Origin of the sequence: Rhodococcus wratislaviensis (assembly GCF_900455735.1) — a bacterium.
Taxonomy (GTDB): domain Bacteria; phylum Actinomycetota; class Actinomycetes; order Mycobacteriales; family Mycobacteriaceae; genus Rhodococcus_F; species Rhodococcus_F wratislaviensis.
In genome coordinates this window covers 57,670-74,442 of record NZ_UAUI01000010.1, presented here as the reverse complement: position 1 = coordinate 74,442, position 16,773 = coordinate 57,670, and the positions used below count along the sequence as shown (strand labels likewise).

General features: G+C 69.3%; 14 protein-coding genes. All 14 read left to right on the top strand.

The window, feature by feature from the left end; all coding sequences use genetic code 11:
* Entirely contained in the window at positions 1-1,500 is a 1,500-nt protein-coding gene (gene murD / locus DTA22_RS13480) for a UDP-N-acetylmuramoyl-L-alanine--D-glutamate ligase (protein ID WP_112299728.1), read from the top strand.
* A complete protein-coding gene (gene ftsW / locus DTA22_RS13475) occupies positions 1,497-3,032 on the top strand; it encodes a putative lipid II flippase FtsW (RefSeq protein WP_112299727.1) in 1,536 nt (511 codons plus the stop codon). The genes murD and ftsW overlap by 4 nt, the downstream gene beginning before the upstream one ends.
* The gene (murG, locus tag DTA22_RS13470) at positions 3,029-4,177 is read left to right on the top strand and encodes an undecaprenyldiphospho-muramoylpentapeptide beta-N-acetylglucosaminyltransferase (protein ID WP_112299726.1); all 1,149 of its coding nucleotides are present in this window, start codon (positions 3,029-3,031) and stop codon (positions 4,175-4,177) included. The genes ftsW and murG overlap by 4 nt, the downstream gene beginning before the upstream one ends.
* On the top strand, positions 4,174-5,685 hold the full coding sequence (gene murC / locus DTA22_RS13465; protein ID WP_037226648.1) for a UDP-N-acetylmuramate--L-alanine ligase: 1,512 nt from the start codon (positions 4,174-4,176) through the stop codon (positions 5,683-5,685). The genes murG and murC overlap by 4 nt, the downstream gene beginning before the upstream one ends.
* Positions 5,682-6,569 carry a cell division protein FtsQ/DivIB gene (locus DTA22_RS13460; RefSeq protein ID WP_245973471.1) on the top strand — a complete coding sequence of 296 codons (888 nt, stop codon included), beginning with the start codon at positions 5,682-5,684 and terminating at the stop codon, positions 6,567-6,569. Before murC ends, DTA22_RS13460 begins: the two co-directional genes overlap by 4 nt.
* A 217-nt stretch (positions 6,570-6,786) precedes the next feature.
* Positions 6,787-7,986: a cell division protein FtsZ gene (gene ftsZ / locus DTA22_RS13455; RefSeq protein WP_037226649.1), complete on the top strand. Its 1,200-nt coding sequence runs from the start codon at positions 6,787-6,789 to the stop codon at positions 7,984-7,986.
* Positions 7,983-8,726, top strand: coding sequence for a peptidoglycan editing factor PgeF (gene pgeF / locus DTA22_RS13450; protein WP_037226651.1), 744 nt, complete (start codon positions 7,983-7,985; stop codon positions 8,724-8,726). Before ftsZ ends, pgeF begins: the two co-directional genes overlap by 4 nt.
* 47 nt (positions 8,727-8,773) lie before the next feature.
* Positions 8,774-9,499: a YggS family pyridoxal phosphate-dependent enzyme gene (locus DTA22_RS13445; protein ID WP_174233798.1), complete on the top strand. Its 726-nt coding sequence runs from the start codon at positions 8,774-8,776 to the stop codon at positions 9,497-9,499.
* An 85-nt stretch (positions 9,500-9,584) separates the two neighbouring features.
* Positions 9,585-10,262, top strand: a complete 678-nt coding sequence (locus DTA22_RS13440) for a cell division protein SepF (protein ID WP_005574458.1) — start codon at positions 9,585-9,587, stop codon at positions 10,260-10,262.
* Positions 10,263-10,395: 133 nt separating this feature from the next.
* Positions 10,396-10,698, top strand: a complete 303-nt coding sequence (locus DTA22_RS13435; protein WP_005247609.1) for a YggT family protein — start codon at positions 10,396-10,398, stop codon at positions 10,696-10,698.
* A gap of 102 nt (positions 10,699-10,800) precedes the next feature.
* On the top strand, positions 10,801-11,646 hold the full coding sequence (gene wag31, locus DTA22_RS13430; RefSeq protein WP_005247608.1) for a DivIVA-like cell division protein Wag31: 846 nt from the start codon (positions 10,801-10,803) through the stop codon (positions 11,644-11,646).
* Positions 11,647-11,695: 49 nt separating this feature from the next.
* Positions 11,696-11,947, top strand: a complete 252-nt coding sequence (locus DTA22_RS13425; protein WP_037226653.1) for a membrane protein — start codon at positions 11,696-11,698, stop codon at positions 11,945-11,947.
* Positions 11,948-12,208: 261 nt separating this feature from the next.
* Positions 12,209-15,376, top strand: a complete 3,168-nt coding sequence (ileS, locus tag DTA22_RS13420; protein WP_112299725.1) for an isoleucine--tRNA ligase — start codon at positions 12,209-12,211, stop codon at positions 15,374-15,376.
* A 31-nt stretch (positions 15,377-15,407) separates the two neighbouring features.
* Positions 15,408-16,757: a DNA polymerase IV gene (locus DTA22_RS13415; RefSeq protein ID WP_457920859.1), complete on the top strand. Its 1,350-nt coding sequence runs from the start codon at positions 15,408-15,410 to the stop codon at positions 16,755-16,757.
* The last annotated feature ends 16 nt before the right edge of the window (positions 16,758-16,773 follow it).

Below are 16,773 nucleotides of genomic sequence, written 5' to 3'. Positions count from 1 at the left end.
GTGGCAGAGGAACACGGCGGGCTCGACTGGTTGCGGGGTCGCAGCGTCCTCGTCGCCGGTGCGGGTGTCTCCGGCCGGGCCACCATCGAACCCCTTCGTGACCTCGGTGCGCTCGTCACCGTCACCGATGCGAACGTCGACGCTCTCGCCGAGTGCGCGCGGCTCGGCGCCGCCACCGTCCCGATCGACGATCTGCTCGCCGAGCGGGACCGGGTCGCCGAGTTCGCGCTGGTCGTGACGAGCCCGGGATTCCGCCCGGACGCGCCGCTGCTCTCGCTCGCCGCCGGGGACGGGGTGCCGATCTGGGGCGACATCGAGTTCTCCTGGCACGTGGACCGGGCCGGGCTCTACGGCCCGGCCCGGCGGTGGCTGGTGGTCACCGGCACCAACGGCAAGACCACGACGACCTCCATGCTGCAGTCCGTCCTCGAGGCGGCCGAGTTGCCGAGTCTGGCCTGCGGCAACATCGGGTTGCCGGTACTCGACGCCCTGCGGCGGACCGAACCCCGGGCGGAGGTGCTGGCGGTCGAACTCTCGTCGTTCCAGCTGCACTGGGCGCCGTCGGTCCGGCCGACCGCAGGCGCGATCCTCAACATCGCCGAAGATCATCTGGACTGGCACGGCGGGATGCAGCCGTACATCGATGCGAAGGCCCGCGCCCTGACCGGTGAGGTCGCGGTACTGGGCCTCGACGACGAGGTCGCGTCCTCTCTCTTCTCCTCGTCCCTCGCAGTCCGGACCCTGGGTTTCCGGCTGGGTGTGCCTGCGCCGGGCGAACTGGGTGTCGAGGACGGGTATCTCGTCGACCGCGCGTTCGCCGATCGTGAGCGGCTGGCCCCGGCCGCGGGGATCACCCCGCCCGGGCCTGCCGGACTGATGGATGCCCTGGCCGCGGCAGCTCTGGCCAGGGCGATCGGAGTTCCGCCGGACGCCGTCGCCGCAGGCCTGGCCGCCCACGTCGTGGGCCCGCACCGTGCGGCACACGTCGCCGAGGTCGGGGGGGTGACGTTCGTCGACGACTCCAAGGCCACCAACCCGCACGCCGCTCGCCCGTCGATCCTCGCCCACGAGCGGGTGGTGTGGATCGCCGGTGGTCTGCTGAAGGGTGCGCGGGTGGACGACCTCGTTCGGGAGGTGGCCGGTCGTCTCGCCGGCGCCGTCCTGCTGGGCCGCGATGCGATGCAGATCGCAGAGTCCCTTGCGCGACACGCCCCCGAGGTTCCCGTGGTCACTGTCGAAACGGGAGACGATGCAGGTGTGAGTGCAGTCCCGCAGACCGCGACGCACCGGGTGGTGCTGCCGGCGGACACCGACAGCGACACCGTGATGGGTGTCGTCGTGCGCGAAGCGGCTGCGCTGGCAACGGCAGGGGATTCCGTGGTCCTGGCGCCCGCGGCGGCCTCGCTCGACATGTTCGACAATTACGGTCACCGGGGGCGCAGCTTCGCGGACGCCGTCGGCGGGCTCGACGAGTCGGACATCTCCAGGACGCTGCGATGACCTCCGCCGGAGCCCGCACCCGCCGCGTCCCCGAGGGACAGCGGTCCCCGGCCCGCGCGGCGGCCGGCCCGGGGGTGGCGAAACGTGCACCGTCGAGTCCCCGCACGCGCACGGCACCTCCGCGCGGCCCACGCACCCGGATCGGGGCCTGGCTGTCGCGGCCTCTGGCGTCGTTCCACCTCGTGGTCACGATCGCGTTTCTGCTGACGGTCCTCGGCCTGGTGATGGTGCTGTCGTCCTCGAGCGTCGAGGCCTACGCCTCCGACGGTTCGGCGTACACCCTCTTCACCCGGCAGGCGCTGTTCGCGGCTCTCGGACTCGGCCTGTTCTACGCGGCGCTGCAGATCCCGGTCCGGGTGATGCGTGCCCTGTCGTTCCCGGCCTTCGCGGTCACGATCATCCTGCTGGTCCTGGTCCTCATACCCGGCATCGGCACGGTGTCCCAGGGCACCCGCGGCTGGTTCGTCGTCGCCGGATTCTCGTTGCAGCCCGCCGAGCTCACCAAGATCGCGCTGGCCGTGTGGGGTGCGCACATCCTGGCGTCGCGGCGCAGCGACATCTCCAGTATCCGGGACATGCTCGTTCCGCTGGTGCCGGCCGCGCTCGTCGCGTTCGTCCTGATCATCCTGCAGCCCGACCTCGGTACGACGGTGTCGCTGGCCATCATCCTGATGGCGCTGCTGTGGTTCGCGGGCCTGCCGCTGAAGCTGTTCATCGCCATCGTCGGCACCGGTTTCGGCGGGATCGTGATCCTCGCGCTCACCGCCGGCTACCGTTCCGCTCGCGTGCGCGAGTTCCTCAATCCCGGTTCCGACCCGCAGGGCATCGGGTACCAGTCGCGGCAGGCGATGTATTCGCTCGCGGACGGCGGGATCCTCGGACGCGGGCTGGGGCAGAGCCGCGCGAAGTGGAGCTACCTGCCGAACGCCCACAACGACTTCATCTTCGCCATCATCGGCGAGGAGCTCGGATATCTCGGCGGCGCCGCCGTCCTCGGCCTGTTCGGTCTGTTCGTGTACACGGGCCTGCGCATCGCGGCCCGATCCGCCGACCCGTTCCTGCGCCTGCTCACCGGAACGGCGACGGTGTGGATCACCGGACAGGCGTTCATCAACGTCGGATACGTGATCGGGTTGCTGCCCGTCACCGGTCTGCAGTTGCCGCTGGTGTCGGCCGGTGGAACGTCGACGGCCACCACGCTGTTCATGTTCGGCCTCGTCGCCAACGCGGCGCGGCACGAACCGGAGGCGGTCGCGGCGCTGCACTCCGGGCAGGACGGCCCGTTCGGTCGTCTCCTGCGGCTCCGCAAGCCGGAGGCGTATTCGCCGGTGCGGGCCGACGCGGCGCGCGCCGAGGCGGTGCGCCGAGCCGAAGCCCGCCGGCGGGCCGGCCGCGAGATGGCCCCGCGGACCCGCAGCGTCACATACGAGAAGGGCCGCCCCGAACGCGGCAAGGGCCGCACCCCCGAACGGGGTGCACGTCAACAGCGAAGCTCGGGTGGCCGAGCAGGAGAGCGAGGATTTCGTAGGTGAACGGCGACAAGTCCACCCTGTCGGTGATCGTGGCCGGTGGTGGTACCGCCGGGCACATCGAACCGGCTCTGGCAGTGGCCGATGCGATCAAGGCGATCGACGACAGCGCGGTGGTGACCGCTCTCGGCACGGCGCGCGGCCTCGAAACCACCCTGGTTCCCGAGCGGGGCTACCCGCTCGAGCTCATTCCGCCGGTGCCGCTGCCCCGTAAACCCACCCTCGACCTGCTGCGGCTTCCCGGCCGGGTGCGCGCGTCGGTGCGCCGCACCCGCGAGGTGCTCGACGCGACCGGCGCCGACGTCGTCGTCGGATTCGGCGGGTACGTCGCGCTGCCCGCATATCTGGCGGCCGGCCCCGGACTGCTCCGCCGCAGGCGCCGCATACCGATCGTGGTGCACGAGGCGAACGCCAGCGCCGGGATCGCGAACAAGATCGGTGCCCGACGCGCCGCCCGGGTCCTGGCCGCGGTCGCCGGTTCCGGAGTCTCCGCGCGCGGCCGCTCGGACGCGGAGATCCTCGGGATCCCGGTCCGGGCATCGATCACCGGTCTCGACCGGGCCGCCCTGCGGGCGGAGGCACGCGCACACTTCGGCCTCCCCGCCGACGGTCCCGTGCTGCTCGTCTTCGGCGGTTCGCAGGGCGCGCGGTCGCTCAACGAGGCCGTGTCGGGCGCGGCGGAGTCGCTCGCCGCGGCCGGTGTGGCCGTTCTGCACGCGCACGGACCGAAGAACAGCCTCGACGTTCCCGCGACACCGGGCGGCCCGCCGTACGTGGCCGTTCCCTACCTGTCGCGGATGGATCTCGCCTACTCGGCCGCGGACGCGGTGATCTGCCGGTCGGGTGCGATGACGGTGGCGGAGGTGTCGGCGGTGGGACTTCCCGCGGTGTACGTGCCGCTGCCGCACGGCAACGGGGAGCAGGAACTGAACGCGCGACCGGTGGTCGCCGCCGGAGGTGGAATGATTGTCGCCGACGGAGACCTGTCCGCCGGATTCGTCGCGGAGACCGTGATCCCGCTGCTGCGCGACCCCGCACAGCTCGAGGAGATGGGGCGACGTGCGGCCGGCGCGGGTCACCGTAGCGCAGCCACCGAGGTTGCGCGCATCGTGCTCGACGTGGCCGCGCTGACAAGGGGAACCCGATGACCGACCTGCCCGCGGAGTTGGAACGTGTCCACATGGTCGGGATCGGCGGCGCCGGAATGTCCGGAATCGCGCGGATCCTGCTGGCCAGGGGAGGGCAGGTGTCCGGATCGGACGCCAAGGAGAGCCGCGGCGTCCTCGCGCTGCGTGCCCGCGGCGCGCACGTCCGCATCGGCCACGACGCCGGCGCACTCGACCTCCTCCCCGGCGGCCCGACCGTCGTGGTCACCACCCACGCCGCGATCCCCAAGGACAACCCGGAACTCGTGGAAGCGGCCCGGCGCGGGATTCCCGTGATCCTGCGACCCGCGGTGCTGGCCTCGCTGATGCAGGGGCACCGCACCCTGCTGGTGTCGGGCACCCACGGCAAGACGTCGACCACGTCGATGCTGGTGGTGGCGCTGCAACACTGCGGTTTCGATCCGTCGTTCGCGGTCGGCGGCGAACTCAACGAGGCCGGAACCAACGCCCACCACGGCAGCGGCGACGTGTTCGTCGCGGAGGCCGACGAGAGTGACGGTTCGCTGCTCCAGTACGAACCGGACGTCGTCGTCGTCACCAACGTCGAAGCCGACCACCTCGACTACTTCGGCAGCACCGAGGCGTACATCCAGGTGTTCGACGATTTCGCGGCACGTCTGTCGCCCGGTGGTCTGCTCGTCGCCTGTCTCGACGATCCGGGGTCCGCGGCGCTCGCGCAGCGGGTGGCGGCGCGGGGACTGCCCGGTGTGCGGGTGCTGGGATACGGCAGCGCCGAGTACGCCGACGGGGCCTTCGCTCCCGTCGACGGCGTCGAGGTCGGCGCGCGACTGCTGAGCTTCGAGGCCAGGGACGTCGGCGGAGTCCTGCAGTTCCAGCTGGCAGGCGAGCAGTCGCCGAGGACGGTCCGGATGGGTGTGCCCGGCAGGCACATGGCCCTCAACGCGCTGGCCGCTCTTCTCGCCGCCCGGGAGGCGGGCGCCGACGTGGACGAGATCCTCGAAGGTATCGCCGGATTCGGGGGAGTGCACCGCCGGTTCCAGTTCACCGGCCGCGAGCACGGGGTCCGCGTGTTCGACGACTACGCGCATCATCCGACGGAGGTGCGTGCCGTGCTCGGCGCCGCCGCCGATCTGGTGCGCCAGCCCCACGAGGCCGACCGCCGCGAGTCGGAGGATTCGGTGCGCAGCGGCAAAGTCATTGTGGTGTTCCAGCCCCACCTGTATTCCCGGACAGCAACATTCGCGGAAGAGTTCGGGCACGCGCTCGACCTCGCCGACGAGGTCGTGGTCCTCGACGTGTACGGCGCGCGGGAAGAACCGCTCCCCGGCGTCAGCGGCGCCCTGGTCGCGCTGTCGGTGTCGAAGCCGGTGCACTACCAGCCGGACCTGTCGCAGGCGCCGCGGCAGGTCGCGGCGCTCGCGTCCCCCGGGGACGTGGTGATCACCATGGGTGCCGGTGACGTGACGATGCTCGGCAACCAGATCCTCGACGCTCTGCGTGCGGCTCCGCACCACCACCCGTCGCGATGACGCGGGAGCGTCGGGGCCGGTCCGAGCGGCCGGACCGCCCTGTCCGCCGCGACGTCCAGCGCAGTCCGCGGCCGGGGGGTGCGGCCGGTGCCCGCGCGACGGCGAGCGATCGGACGTCGTCGCGCCGGCGCACCTCGACGGTCACCGACCCCGGAACCCGGCGCACCCGCGAATCGGCTTCGGCGGCACGGAAGTCCGCCGCGGTGGAGACGCCGCGGCGGCCGTGGTACCGGCGGCCGTCGGTGATGGGCGTCGTCGGCGTCGTCGTGGTCGTGGCCCTCGGTCTCGTCGCCTGGTTCACGCCGCTGCTGTCGGTGCGGGAGACGGACGTCGCGGGGGCGACGTCGATTTCCGGGGAGCAGATTCGCCAGGTGCTGGCGGTGCCGCAGGGACAGCCGTTGCTGCGTGTCGATACGGAGGGTGCGGCTCAGCGGGTCGCCGCGATCCCGAAGGTGGCGTCCGCGCGCGTCCAGCGGGTGTACCCGTCCACCATCCGGGTGACGGTAACCGAGCGGGTGCCCGTCGTGTTCGTCGACAGCCCCGGCGGTACCCATCTCCTCGACGCGGAGGCCGTGGACTACGAGATCGCACCGCCGCCGCCCGGGGTGCCGCGTCTGGTGACGGAGTCGCCGGGGTGGCGCGACCCGTCGACGGAGGCGGCGATCGAGGTGCTGGAGTCGATGCCGCCGCAGCTGCGCGGTCAGGTGGGACAGGTTGCGGCGAAGTCGATTTCGGATATCTCGGTGACGCTGCTCGACGGCCGGATCGTGGTGTGGGGCGGTACGGAGAAGTCCGAGCGCAAGGCTGCGGTCACCCTGCCGCTGCTCACCCAGCCCGGGCAGACCTACGACGTGTCGAGTCCCGACCTGCCGACGGTGCGGTGACGGGTGGTGACCCGGAAGCGAAAGAGTTGCGGGCGAGTTCGTCAAATAACTCGGCGCGTCTCGGCGCGCCTAATGGCGTATCCCTGTGCCGGTGCATAGCGTTTCGCTCTAGTCGAGCAGCACTTGACATAACCGTAACCCTATGGTTGAGGTTGAGGGTTCAGGCTGGACCGATCTGTACGAAAGCGTGATACACACTCATGGAAGGCGAGAGCCGATGACGCCCCCGCACAACTACCTCGCCGTAATAAAGGTCGTCGGCATCGGCGGCGGCGGCGTGAACGCAGTCAACCGGATGATCGAGCAGGGACTCAAGGGAGTCGAGTTCATTGCCGTCAACACCGACGCGCAAGCGCTGCTGATGAGTGACGCCGACGTCAAGCTCGACGTCGGCCGGGAACTCACCCGCGGGCTCGGCGCCGGCGCGGATCCCGAAGTCGGCCGCAAGGCCGCAGAAGACCACAAGGACGAGATCGAGGAAGTCCTCAAGGGCGCCGACATGGTGTTCGTGACCGCAGGCGAGGGCGGCGGCACGGGTACGGGTGGCGCACCGGTCGTCGCGAGTATCGCGCGCAAGCTCGGAGCCCTCACCGTCGGTGTCGTCACCCGCCCCTTCTCCTTCGAGGGCAAGCGCCGCGGCGGCCAGGCCGACACCGGTATCCAGTCGCTGCGCGAATCGTGCGACACCCTCATCGTGATCCCGAACGACCGCCTCCTGCAGCTCGGCGACGCCGCCGTAAGCCTCATGGACGCGTTCCGCAGTGCCGACGAGGTCCTGCTCAACGGTGTCCAGGGCATCACCGACCTCATCACCACCCCCGGATTGATCAACGTCGACTTCGCCGACGTCAAGGGCGTCATGTCCGGCGCGGGTAGCGCGCTGATGGGCATCGGATCCTCGCGCGGCGAGGGCCGGGCCATCAAGGCCGCGGAATCGGCGATCAACTCTCCGCTGCTCGAGGCGTCGATGGAGGGTGCGCGCGGCGTGCTGCTCTCGATCGCCGGTGGCAGCGACCTCGGCCTGTTCGAGATCAACGAGGCGGCGTCGCTGGTGCAGGAAGCCGCCCACATCGACGCCAACATCATCTTCGGCACCGTCATCGACGATTCGCTCGGCGACGAGGTGCGGGTCACCGTCATCGCCGCCGGGTTCGACGGCGGCGCCCCCGCCCGCCGGCCGGTCGAGTCGGGCGCTGCCGGTCGCAGCGCCATCGGAGCCGGGCGGGCAGGCGAGGTAGGACAGTCGGCCGAGCAGCAGCACAGCGAGCCGATGTCGGTGACCCGAGAGACGATCAGCTCCCACCAGAGCCCGAGCAGTCTCCCGCCACTGCCGGGAAACGGTCAGTCCCGCGCGGTGCCGGTGTCCGACGAGGAGGGTGAAGACGAAGTCGACGTGCCCTCCTTCATGCGTCGTTGAGCTCACCGTCCGCCCCCGATTTCAGGGTTCGCCGGGTCGTCACCACCCGTGCCGGAGGGCACTCCGTCGCACCGTACGACACGTTCAACCTCGGTGATCACGTCGGCGACGATCCGGCCGCGGTGGAGGCCAACCGGCGTCGACTGGCAGACAACATCGGCGTGGCCTTCGACCATCTGGTCTGGATGGAGCAGATCCACAGTCGCACCGTGACCGTGGTCGACGGGCCCACCGACGCGCCGGTGCCCGCCACGGACGCGCTGGTGACGACGGTGCCGGGGCTCGCGCTCGCGACCCTCAGCGCCGACTGCGTCCCGGTGCTGCTGTCCGACGACGAGGCCGGGGTGATCGCCGCCGTCCACGCCGGCCGGATCGGTGCCCGCATCGGCATCGTCCCGCGGGTGCTCGACGTCATGGTCGAGCAGGGGGCGCGGCTCGACCGGATCGGCGCGTTCCTGGGTCCGGCGGCGAGCGGCCGACAGTACGAGGTCCCCGCGGCGATGCAGGCGGACGTCGAGAAGTTCCTTCCCGGCAGCGCCACCCGCACCGTCAAGGGCACCCCCGGCCTGGACCTGCGGGCCGGCCTGCGGAAGCAGCTGCTCGACGCGGGTGTCGCGGGAGTGGCGGAGGATCCGCGCTGCACCATCGAGGACCAGACACTGTTCAGTCATCGCCGGCAGGCCCCGACCGGTCGGCTCGCGGCGGTGATCTGGATGGATACTGGGCAAGACAGCGTGTGACGAGTGCCGCCGGTGGCGGCGAGGGATTCGGTGTGGGAGTGGAAACGATGAGCAGGGTCGGGGAGATCGAGACTGCGCTCGGCGCCGTGCGCGCACGGCTCGACGCGGCGTGCCGGGACGCCGGCCGCGACCCCGCGGAAGTGTCGCTGCTGCCCGTCACCAAGTTCTTCCCCGAATCCGACGCGCGGATCCTGTACGACCTCGGGTGCCGCGAGTTCGGGGAGTCACGGGAGCAGGAGGCCACGGCCAAGATCGCGGAGTTCCGGACCGCGGTGGCGGATCCGTCGGTGCGGTGGCACATGATCGGACACCTCCAGCGCAACAAGGCGAAGGCCGTCGCGCACTGGGCGTACGCCATCCACTCGGTGGACAGCGAACGCCTCGTCGGCGCCCTCGGTCGCGCGGCGACCACGGCACTCGAGGCGGGGGAGCGGCCCGAGCCGCTGCGGGTGCTGCTGCAGGTCAGTCTGGACGGCGATCCGCAGCGCGGCGGTGCCGCGATCGCCGACCTCGAACATCTTGCCGCGCAGGTGCAGTCGTCGCCGGGACTCGAATACCGCGGGCTGATGGCGGTTCCGCCGATCGATGCCGACCCGGATGCGGCGTTCGAGGAACTGGAGAAGATACACGCGCGGCTGAGGCGCGACCATCCGGATGCGACGGAACTCTCGGCGGGCATGACGAATGATCTCGAGCACGCTGTCCGACACGGGTCGACGTGCGTGCGTGTCGGAACCGCGCTGTTGGGTTCGAGGCCTATAACCTCGAAATAGATCGCCCAGGTGATCGCCAACCCGTCCACACCGCTGCGACCGGTCGCAGTTGGATCCTGTCCGCCGCGCCAAGGAAGGTCGATCAATGAGCAGTCTGCACAAGTTCAAGGCTTACTTCGGCATGGTTCCCCTCGACGACTACGAGGACGAGTACCTGGACGAGCCGGAACCTGCCCGCAGGCCCGCTCGACCGGCCCGCGACAGTGGACGTGATCCCTACCTCGACCGCGACGACCGTGACTTCGCCGAACCGGCCTTCAGTAAGGCTGCCTACGCTCCCGGCCGCCGGGACGACCTCGACGACGACTTCGACCGATACGACGGCCCCCGGCACTCGTCCCGGGTGGAACCCGTGGCCGTCCGGTCGGCCCGTCCCAGCGCGAGCGGTGCGGTGCGCGGCAGCACCCGCGGCGCGCTGGCCGTCGACACGCGGTCCGAGCGGGTGGAGAGTCGTCGCGGACCCCTCTTCGACGAGGGCGGCCCGCTGTCCAAGATCACCACGCTGCGCCCCCGCGACTACGGGGAGGCCCGCACGATCGGCGAGCGGTTCCGTGACGGCACTCCCGTCATCATGGACCTCGTCGAGATGAGCAACGCCGACGCCAAGCGCCTCGTCGATTTCGCTGCCGGGTTGGCATTCGCGCTGCGTGGGTCCTTCGACAAGGTGGCCACGAAGGTGTTCTTGCTCTCACCCGCAGACATCGACGTGTCCGCCGAGGAGCGTCGCCGCATCGCGGAAACCGGCTTCTACAGCCAGAAGTAAACCGGGGAGCGGGGAAAACGACCATCGGGATCCGAACGTCCGAAACGACGCGGGCCGCGGCGGCTGTGGCGGAGAAAGCCCTGGCCACGCGGCTCGTTTTGATCGGCCGGACATTCTCAGGCAGAGTGAAGGTGTGGCCTTGTTCTCGGTGATCTACTTGATACTGTTTGTCTTTTGGCTGCTACTCATCGGCAGAATCATTGTCGAGTTCGTACGGACCTTCGCACGAGACTGGCGGCCAACCGGCGTCGTGGTCGTTATTCTCGAGGCGATTTTTACGGTCACCGATCCACCGGTCAAACTGCTACGGCGGTTGATCCCCCCGATCAATCTCGGTGGGGTGCGGTTGGATCTATCCATCATGGTCTTGCTGTTCATCGTCTTCATCCTGATGTCGATCGTTCAGGGACAAGCGCGTGCTACGGGTCTGGTGTGACAGAATGGACCCCATTGATCCAGTCTTGTTTCACCGTTACGTAGACTGCGCTGTAACTGAATGCTTGCTAGACCGCCAAATGACGCGTGAAGGGATCCTTCCATGCCGCTGACTCCCGCTGATGTGCACAATGTCGCGTTCAGCAAGCCACCGATCGGTAAGCGGGGCTACAACGAAGACGAAGTCGATGCGTTTCTCGACCTCGTCGAGCAAGAGTTGTCGCGCCTGATCGAGGAGAACGCCGACCTTCGGCAGCGAGTAGGGGAGCTCGACAAGGAGCTCGCCGATGCGAAGAAGGCTCCACGCCCTGCGTCCGCGGCACAGACTCCCGCTCCCAAGGCGGAGCCGGCTCGCGTCGTCGAGCAGCCCAAGGCTCCCGCGCCGGCACCGGCTCCCGCCGCTGCTGCTGCGGCAGCCCCCGCGCAGGGCGCCGACGCTCACATGCAGGCCGCCAAGGTTCTGGGTCTCGCCCAGGAGATGGCGGACCGCCTCACGAGTGACGCGAAGACGGAGTCCGAGCAGCTGCTCGGCAACGCGCGCACCAACTCGGAGCAGCTGGTCAGCGATGCGCGGACCCGTTCCGAGACGATGATCGCGGACGCCCGCCAGAAGTCGGAAGCACTGATCACCGACGCTCAGACCCGTTCCGAGACCCAGCTGCGCCAGGCCAAGGAGAAGGCCGACGCGCTGCAGGCGGACGCGGAGAAGAAGCACACCGAGATCATGGCGACGATCAACCAGCAGCGTTCCGTGCTGGAGGGCCGTATCGAGCAGCTCAAGACGTTCGAGCGCGAGTACCGGGTGCGCCTGAAGTCGTACCTGGAGTCGCAGCTCGAAGAGCTGGAGCAGCGGGGATCCGCGGTTCCGGTGGACGGCGGTCAGGATTCGTTCGCGCAGGGTGGATCGCAGTCCAATTACAGCCAGTCCTACGCCAAGGGCAATAGCTGACTGAGCGCGCGGTAGTTGCCCAGCCAGCGGCCCGGATAGAGGTTGAGCCGTGCTGGTCGTGACACTCGCTCTTGCAGCGGTGGGGTTCGCTCTCCTGGTGGTGGCTCTCATGACCGGTTCGGTCGTGTGGGCCTGGGGATGCATCGTAGTGTGCGTCGCCGGAGCGGTCCTGCTGCTCGTCAGCGCCCTCGCGGGCAAGAAGGCGGCGGCCGTGCCCGGGCAACCCGCGAGCGGTGTCCCCGGTGAACGTGGTCCCGCACGGGACGCGGACACGACGCCCGGATCCGACGAGGGCGACTGAGCTGCCGCACGCGGGTGGCGGCTAGACTGCATTCAGCGAGTAATTCAGTAACCGAGTTTCGCGGCGACGATCCGGCCATCACCGGGGAGCCTTCGGAAGAACGGCCGGCACGCCGGCTCAGTAGAACCGAACGGGTGGGCCCGTCACAGCCCGGCACCGAGAGGCGCCCTCCGGGGTGCAAGCGGGGTGGTACCGCGGTGGTGACGCAGGAGGCGTCTCCGTCGTCCCCGTGCCGAGTACGTCAGGCACGAGGAGATCGCGGTGACCGACACCAGCAACGTGACCAGCAGCAACGAGTCCTACCCCAAGGTCGACTACGGCGTCTCGCAGGATGCGGGTGTCCGGTTCCCTCAGATCGAGCAGCGTGTGCTGGCCGGCTGGGACGAGGACGACACCTTCCGGGCGTCGGTCGCCCAGCGCGACGACGCGCCCGAGTTCGTGTTCTACGACGGTCCGCCGTTCGCGAACGGTCTCCCGCACTACGGCCACCTCCTGACGGGGTACGTCAAGGACCTGATCCCGCGGTTCCAGACCATGCGCGGCAACAAGGTCGAGCGCCGATTCGGCTGGGACTGCCATGGTCTGCCCGCCGAACTCGAGGCCGAGAAGCAACTCGGCATCAAGGACAAGTCCGAGATCGACGTCATGGGTCTCGAGAAGTTCAACGAGTACTGCAAGTCCTCCGTGCTGCGCTACACGGACGAGTGGCGTGACTACGTCACCCGTCAGGCCCGGTGGGTCGATTTCGACAACGACTACAAGACACTCGACCTCGACTTCATGGAGTCGGTCATGTGGGCGTTCAAGGAACTGTTCGACAAGGGCCTGATCTACCAGGGCTTCCGTGTGCTGCCGTACAGCTGGTACGAGCAGACGCCGCTGTCCAACCAGGAGACCCGGCTCGACGACGCGTACAAGATGCGCCAGGATCCCGCCGTCACGGTCGACATGCCGCTGCACGGCGAGGGCCCGCTCGACGGCGCCAACGCGATCATCTGGACCACGACGCCGTGGACGCTGCCGTCCAACCTCGCTGTCGCGGTGCACCCGGACATCGACTACGTCCAGGTGACGGGCGCCGACGGTAAGCGCTACGTGCTCGCCAAGGATCGGCTGGGGCACTACGCCCGCGAACTCGGTGAGACGCCCGAGGTGCTGTCCGAGCACAAGGGTTCGGACCTCGTCGGGCTTCGCTACGACCCGCCGTTCGACTTCTTCGTCGGTCACGAGAACGCGCACCGCGTCATCTCCGCCGACTACGTCACCACCGAGTCCGGTACCGGAATCGTCCACCTCGCACCGGCTTTCGGTGAAGAGGACATGGAGTACTGTGCGGCGAACGGGATCGAGATCGTGCAGCCGCTCGACCCGGGCGGCAAGTTCACGGCGATGGTGCCGCCCTACGAGGGTCTCCAGGTGTTCGACGCGAACCCGGTGATCATCAAGGACCTCAAGGCTGCTGGAAAGTTGCTGCGGCACGAGACGATCGAGCACTCGTACCCGCACAGCTGGCGCAGCGGGCAGCCGCTGATCTACATGGCGGTCCCGTCGTGGTTCGTCGCGGTCACCAAGTTCCGCGACCGCATGGTGGAGCTGAACCAGGACATCACGTGGGTGCCCGAGCACATCCGCGACGGCCAGTTCGGCAAGTGGCTCGAGGGTGCCCGCGACTGGAACATCAGCCGCAACCGGTACTGGGGCAGCCCGATTCCGGTGTGGGTGTCCGACGACCCGGCGTACCCGCGCACCGATGTGTACGGCTCGCTCGACGAACTCGAACGCGACTTCGGTGTGCGGCCGACGGATCTGCACCGGCCGATGATCGACGATCTGGTGCGCCCGAACCCGGACGATCCGACCGGGAAGTCGATGATGCGGCGTGTGCCGGAGGTCCTCGACTGCTGGTTCGAGTCCGGGTCCATGCCCTACGCGCAGGTGCACTACCCGTTCGAGAACCGCGAGTGGTTCGACAGTCACTTCCCGGGCGATTTCATCGTCGAGTACAACGGGCAGACCCGCGGCTGGTTCTACACGCTGCACGTGCTGGCGACGGCGCTGTTCGATCGTCCCGCCTTCAAGACCGTTGCGGCCCACGGCATCGTCCTGGGCGAAGACGGACTGAAGATGAGCAAGTCCAAGGGCAACTACCCGGACGTGAAGGAGGTGTTCGAGCGCGACGGCTCGGACGCCATGCGCTGGTTCCTCATGTCCTCGCCGATCCTGCGCGGCGGAAACCTCGTCGTCACCGAACAGGGCATCCGCGAGGGTGTCCGGCAGGCGCTGCTGCCGCTGTGGAACGCGTGGAGCTTCCTGCAGCTGTACGCGCCCACGTCCGGTGAGTGGCGCACGGATTCGGCGAACGTCCTGGACCGGTACATCCTCGCGAAGCTGGCCGGAACCCGGGACGCCATCACCGGCGCGCTCGAGGCGAACGACATCGCGGGGGCGTGCGACGAACTGCGCACGTTCTGCGACGCGCTGACGAACTGGTATGTGCGGCGGTCGCGTTCGCGCTTCTGGGACGAGGACAAGGACGCCGTCGACACCCTCCACACGGTGCTCGAGGTGGTCACCCGGCTCGCCGCTCCGTTGCTGCCGCTGGTCAGTGAGGTGATCTGGCGGGGACTGACCGGCGGACGGTCCGTGCATCTCGCGGACTGGCCGGCGGGAGCGGAGCCTGCGGAGCGACCCGGAAGCACCGCGGGTGAGCTGCCGGCGGATGCGGAGTTGGTGTCGGCGATGGACGAGGTGCGGTCGGTGTGCTCGACGGTGCTGGGACTGCGCAAGGCGCAGAATCTCCGGGTGCGGCTGCCGCTGCCCGAGGTGACGGTCGCGTCCGACGACGCGGAGCGCCTGCGCCCGTACCTGGGTCTCATCGCCGACGAGGTCAACGTCAAGAAGGTCGACCTCACCACCGACGTGGACGTGCACGGCCGGTTCGAGTTGGTCGTCAACGCGCGCGCCGCGGGACCGCGCCTGGGCAAGGACGTGCAGACCGTCATCAAGGCCGTGAAGGCCGGTGACTGGTCGGAGAATTCGGACGGCGTCGTCGTCGCGGCGGGGATCGAGTTGCTGCCGGAGGAGTACACGCAGCGGCTCGTGGCCGCCGAACCGGAGTCGACGGCAGCCCTGCCCGACGGGGCCGGTCTGGTCGTCCTGGACTCGGCGGTCACCGAGGAGCTGGAAGCCGAGGGCTGGGCGAAGGACCGGATCCGCGAGTTGCAGGACGCGCGGCGCGCCGCCGGGCTCGAGGTGTCCGATCGGATCACCGTCGTCCTCGACGTGCCCGCGGAGCGGCGGGACTGGGCGCTCGCGCACCGGGAGCTGATCGCGGGCGAGATCCTCGCCGTCGAGCTGGAACTGGCCGAGGCGCCGGGTGACGCCGTCGAGCTCGGTGAGGGTGTGCGGGCGGCGATCGCCAAGGCGTGACCTGTCGGACCGGGCGGGTATTTTGCACCAGGTGAGTCGTCGGTGGGTGCTGCACCTCGACATGGACGCGTTCTTCGCGTCGGTCGAGCAGCTCACCCGGCCGACGCTCCGTGGCCGCCCGGTTCTCGTCGGTGGTCTCGGCGGACGCGGCGTCGTCGCCGGGGCCAGCTACGAGGCGCGGGTGTTCGGAGCGCGTTCGGCCATGCCGATGCATCAGGCCCGCAGGCTGGTGGGTCCGGGTGCGGTGGTGCTGCCGCCGCGGGGTCGCCTCTACGGCATGTTGAGCAAGTCCGTGTTCGACGCTCTCCGCGGTCCGATGCCGGTGCTCGAGCAACTGTCGATGGACGAGGCGTTCGGCGAACCCACCGAATTGGCTGGGGCGGATGCGGCCGCGGTGCAACGCTATTGCGAGGGACTGCGTGCCCTGGTGCTCGAGGAGACGGGACTGGTCGCGTCCATCGGCGCCGGGTCGGGCAAGCAGGTGGCCAAGATCGCGTCCGGTCTGGCCAAACCCGACGGGATCACGGTGATTTCGCCGGACGAGCAGCATGCGGTGCTGGACGAGCTTCCGGTGCGGAAACTGTGGGGCATCGGCCCCGTCGCGGAGGAGAAGCTGAAGCGCCTCGGCATCGAGACCATCGGCGGGTTCGCGCGGACTCCGGAATCGGAGGTGGCGTCCATTCTGGGCACCACGGTCGGACCGGGCCTGCACCGGCTGGCGCAGGGCATCGACAATCGGCCCGTCGCCGAACGCGCCGAGTCCAAGCAGGTCAGTGCGGAGACGACTTTCGCCACCGACATCGTCACGATGGCGGAGTTGCGGGGTGCCGTCGAGTCGAGCGCGGCGTCCGCGTTCGTGCGCCTGCAGAAGGACGGCCGGGCGGCGCGGACGGTGGTGCTCAAGCTGAAGAAGGCGGACATGAGCATCCTGACGCGCTCGGTCACGCTGCCCTACGCGACCCTCGACCGTCAGATCCTCGTTGCGGCGGCGCAGCGCCAGGTGATCGATCCGCTCGAACTCGGGCCGGTGCGTCTGGTCGGGGTGGGATTCGCCGGACTGTCGACGGTCCGCCAGGGTTCGCTGTTCCCCGAACTGGACCTGGACGTCCCCGGCTATCAGGAGTCGAAGATCACGATGGCGGGCGCCGACGACGGCCTCTCCGCGCCCGTTCCCGCACCCGCCCGGGCGATCGACACCCGGTGGCATCCCGGTCTCGACGTGACGCACCCGGACTTCGGCCACGGTTGGGTACAGGGAGCCGGCCACGGTGTCGTGACCGTCCGATTCGAAACGCGCACAACGGGTCCGGGGAAGGCGCGGACCTTCAAGGAGGACGACGTACAACTCGAACGGGCCGATGTGGAAGGCTCGCTCGAGTGACCGGATCCACCGCCCG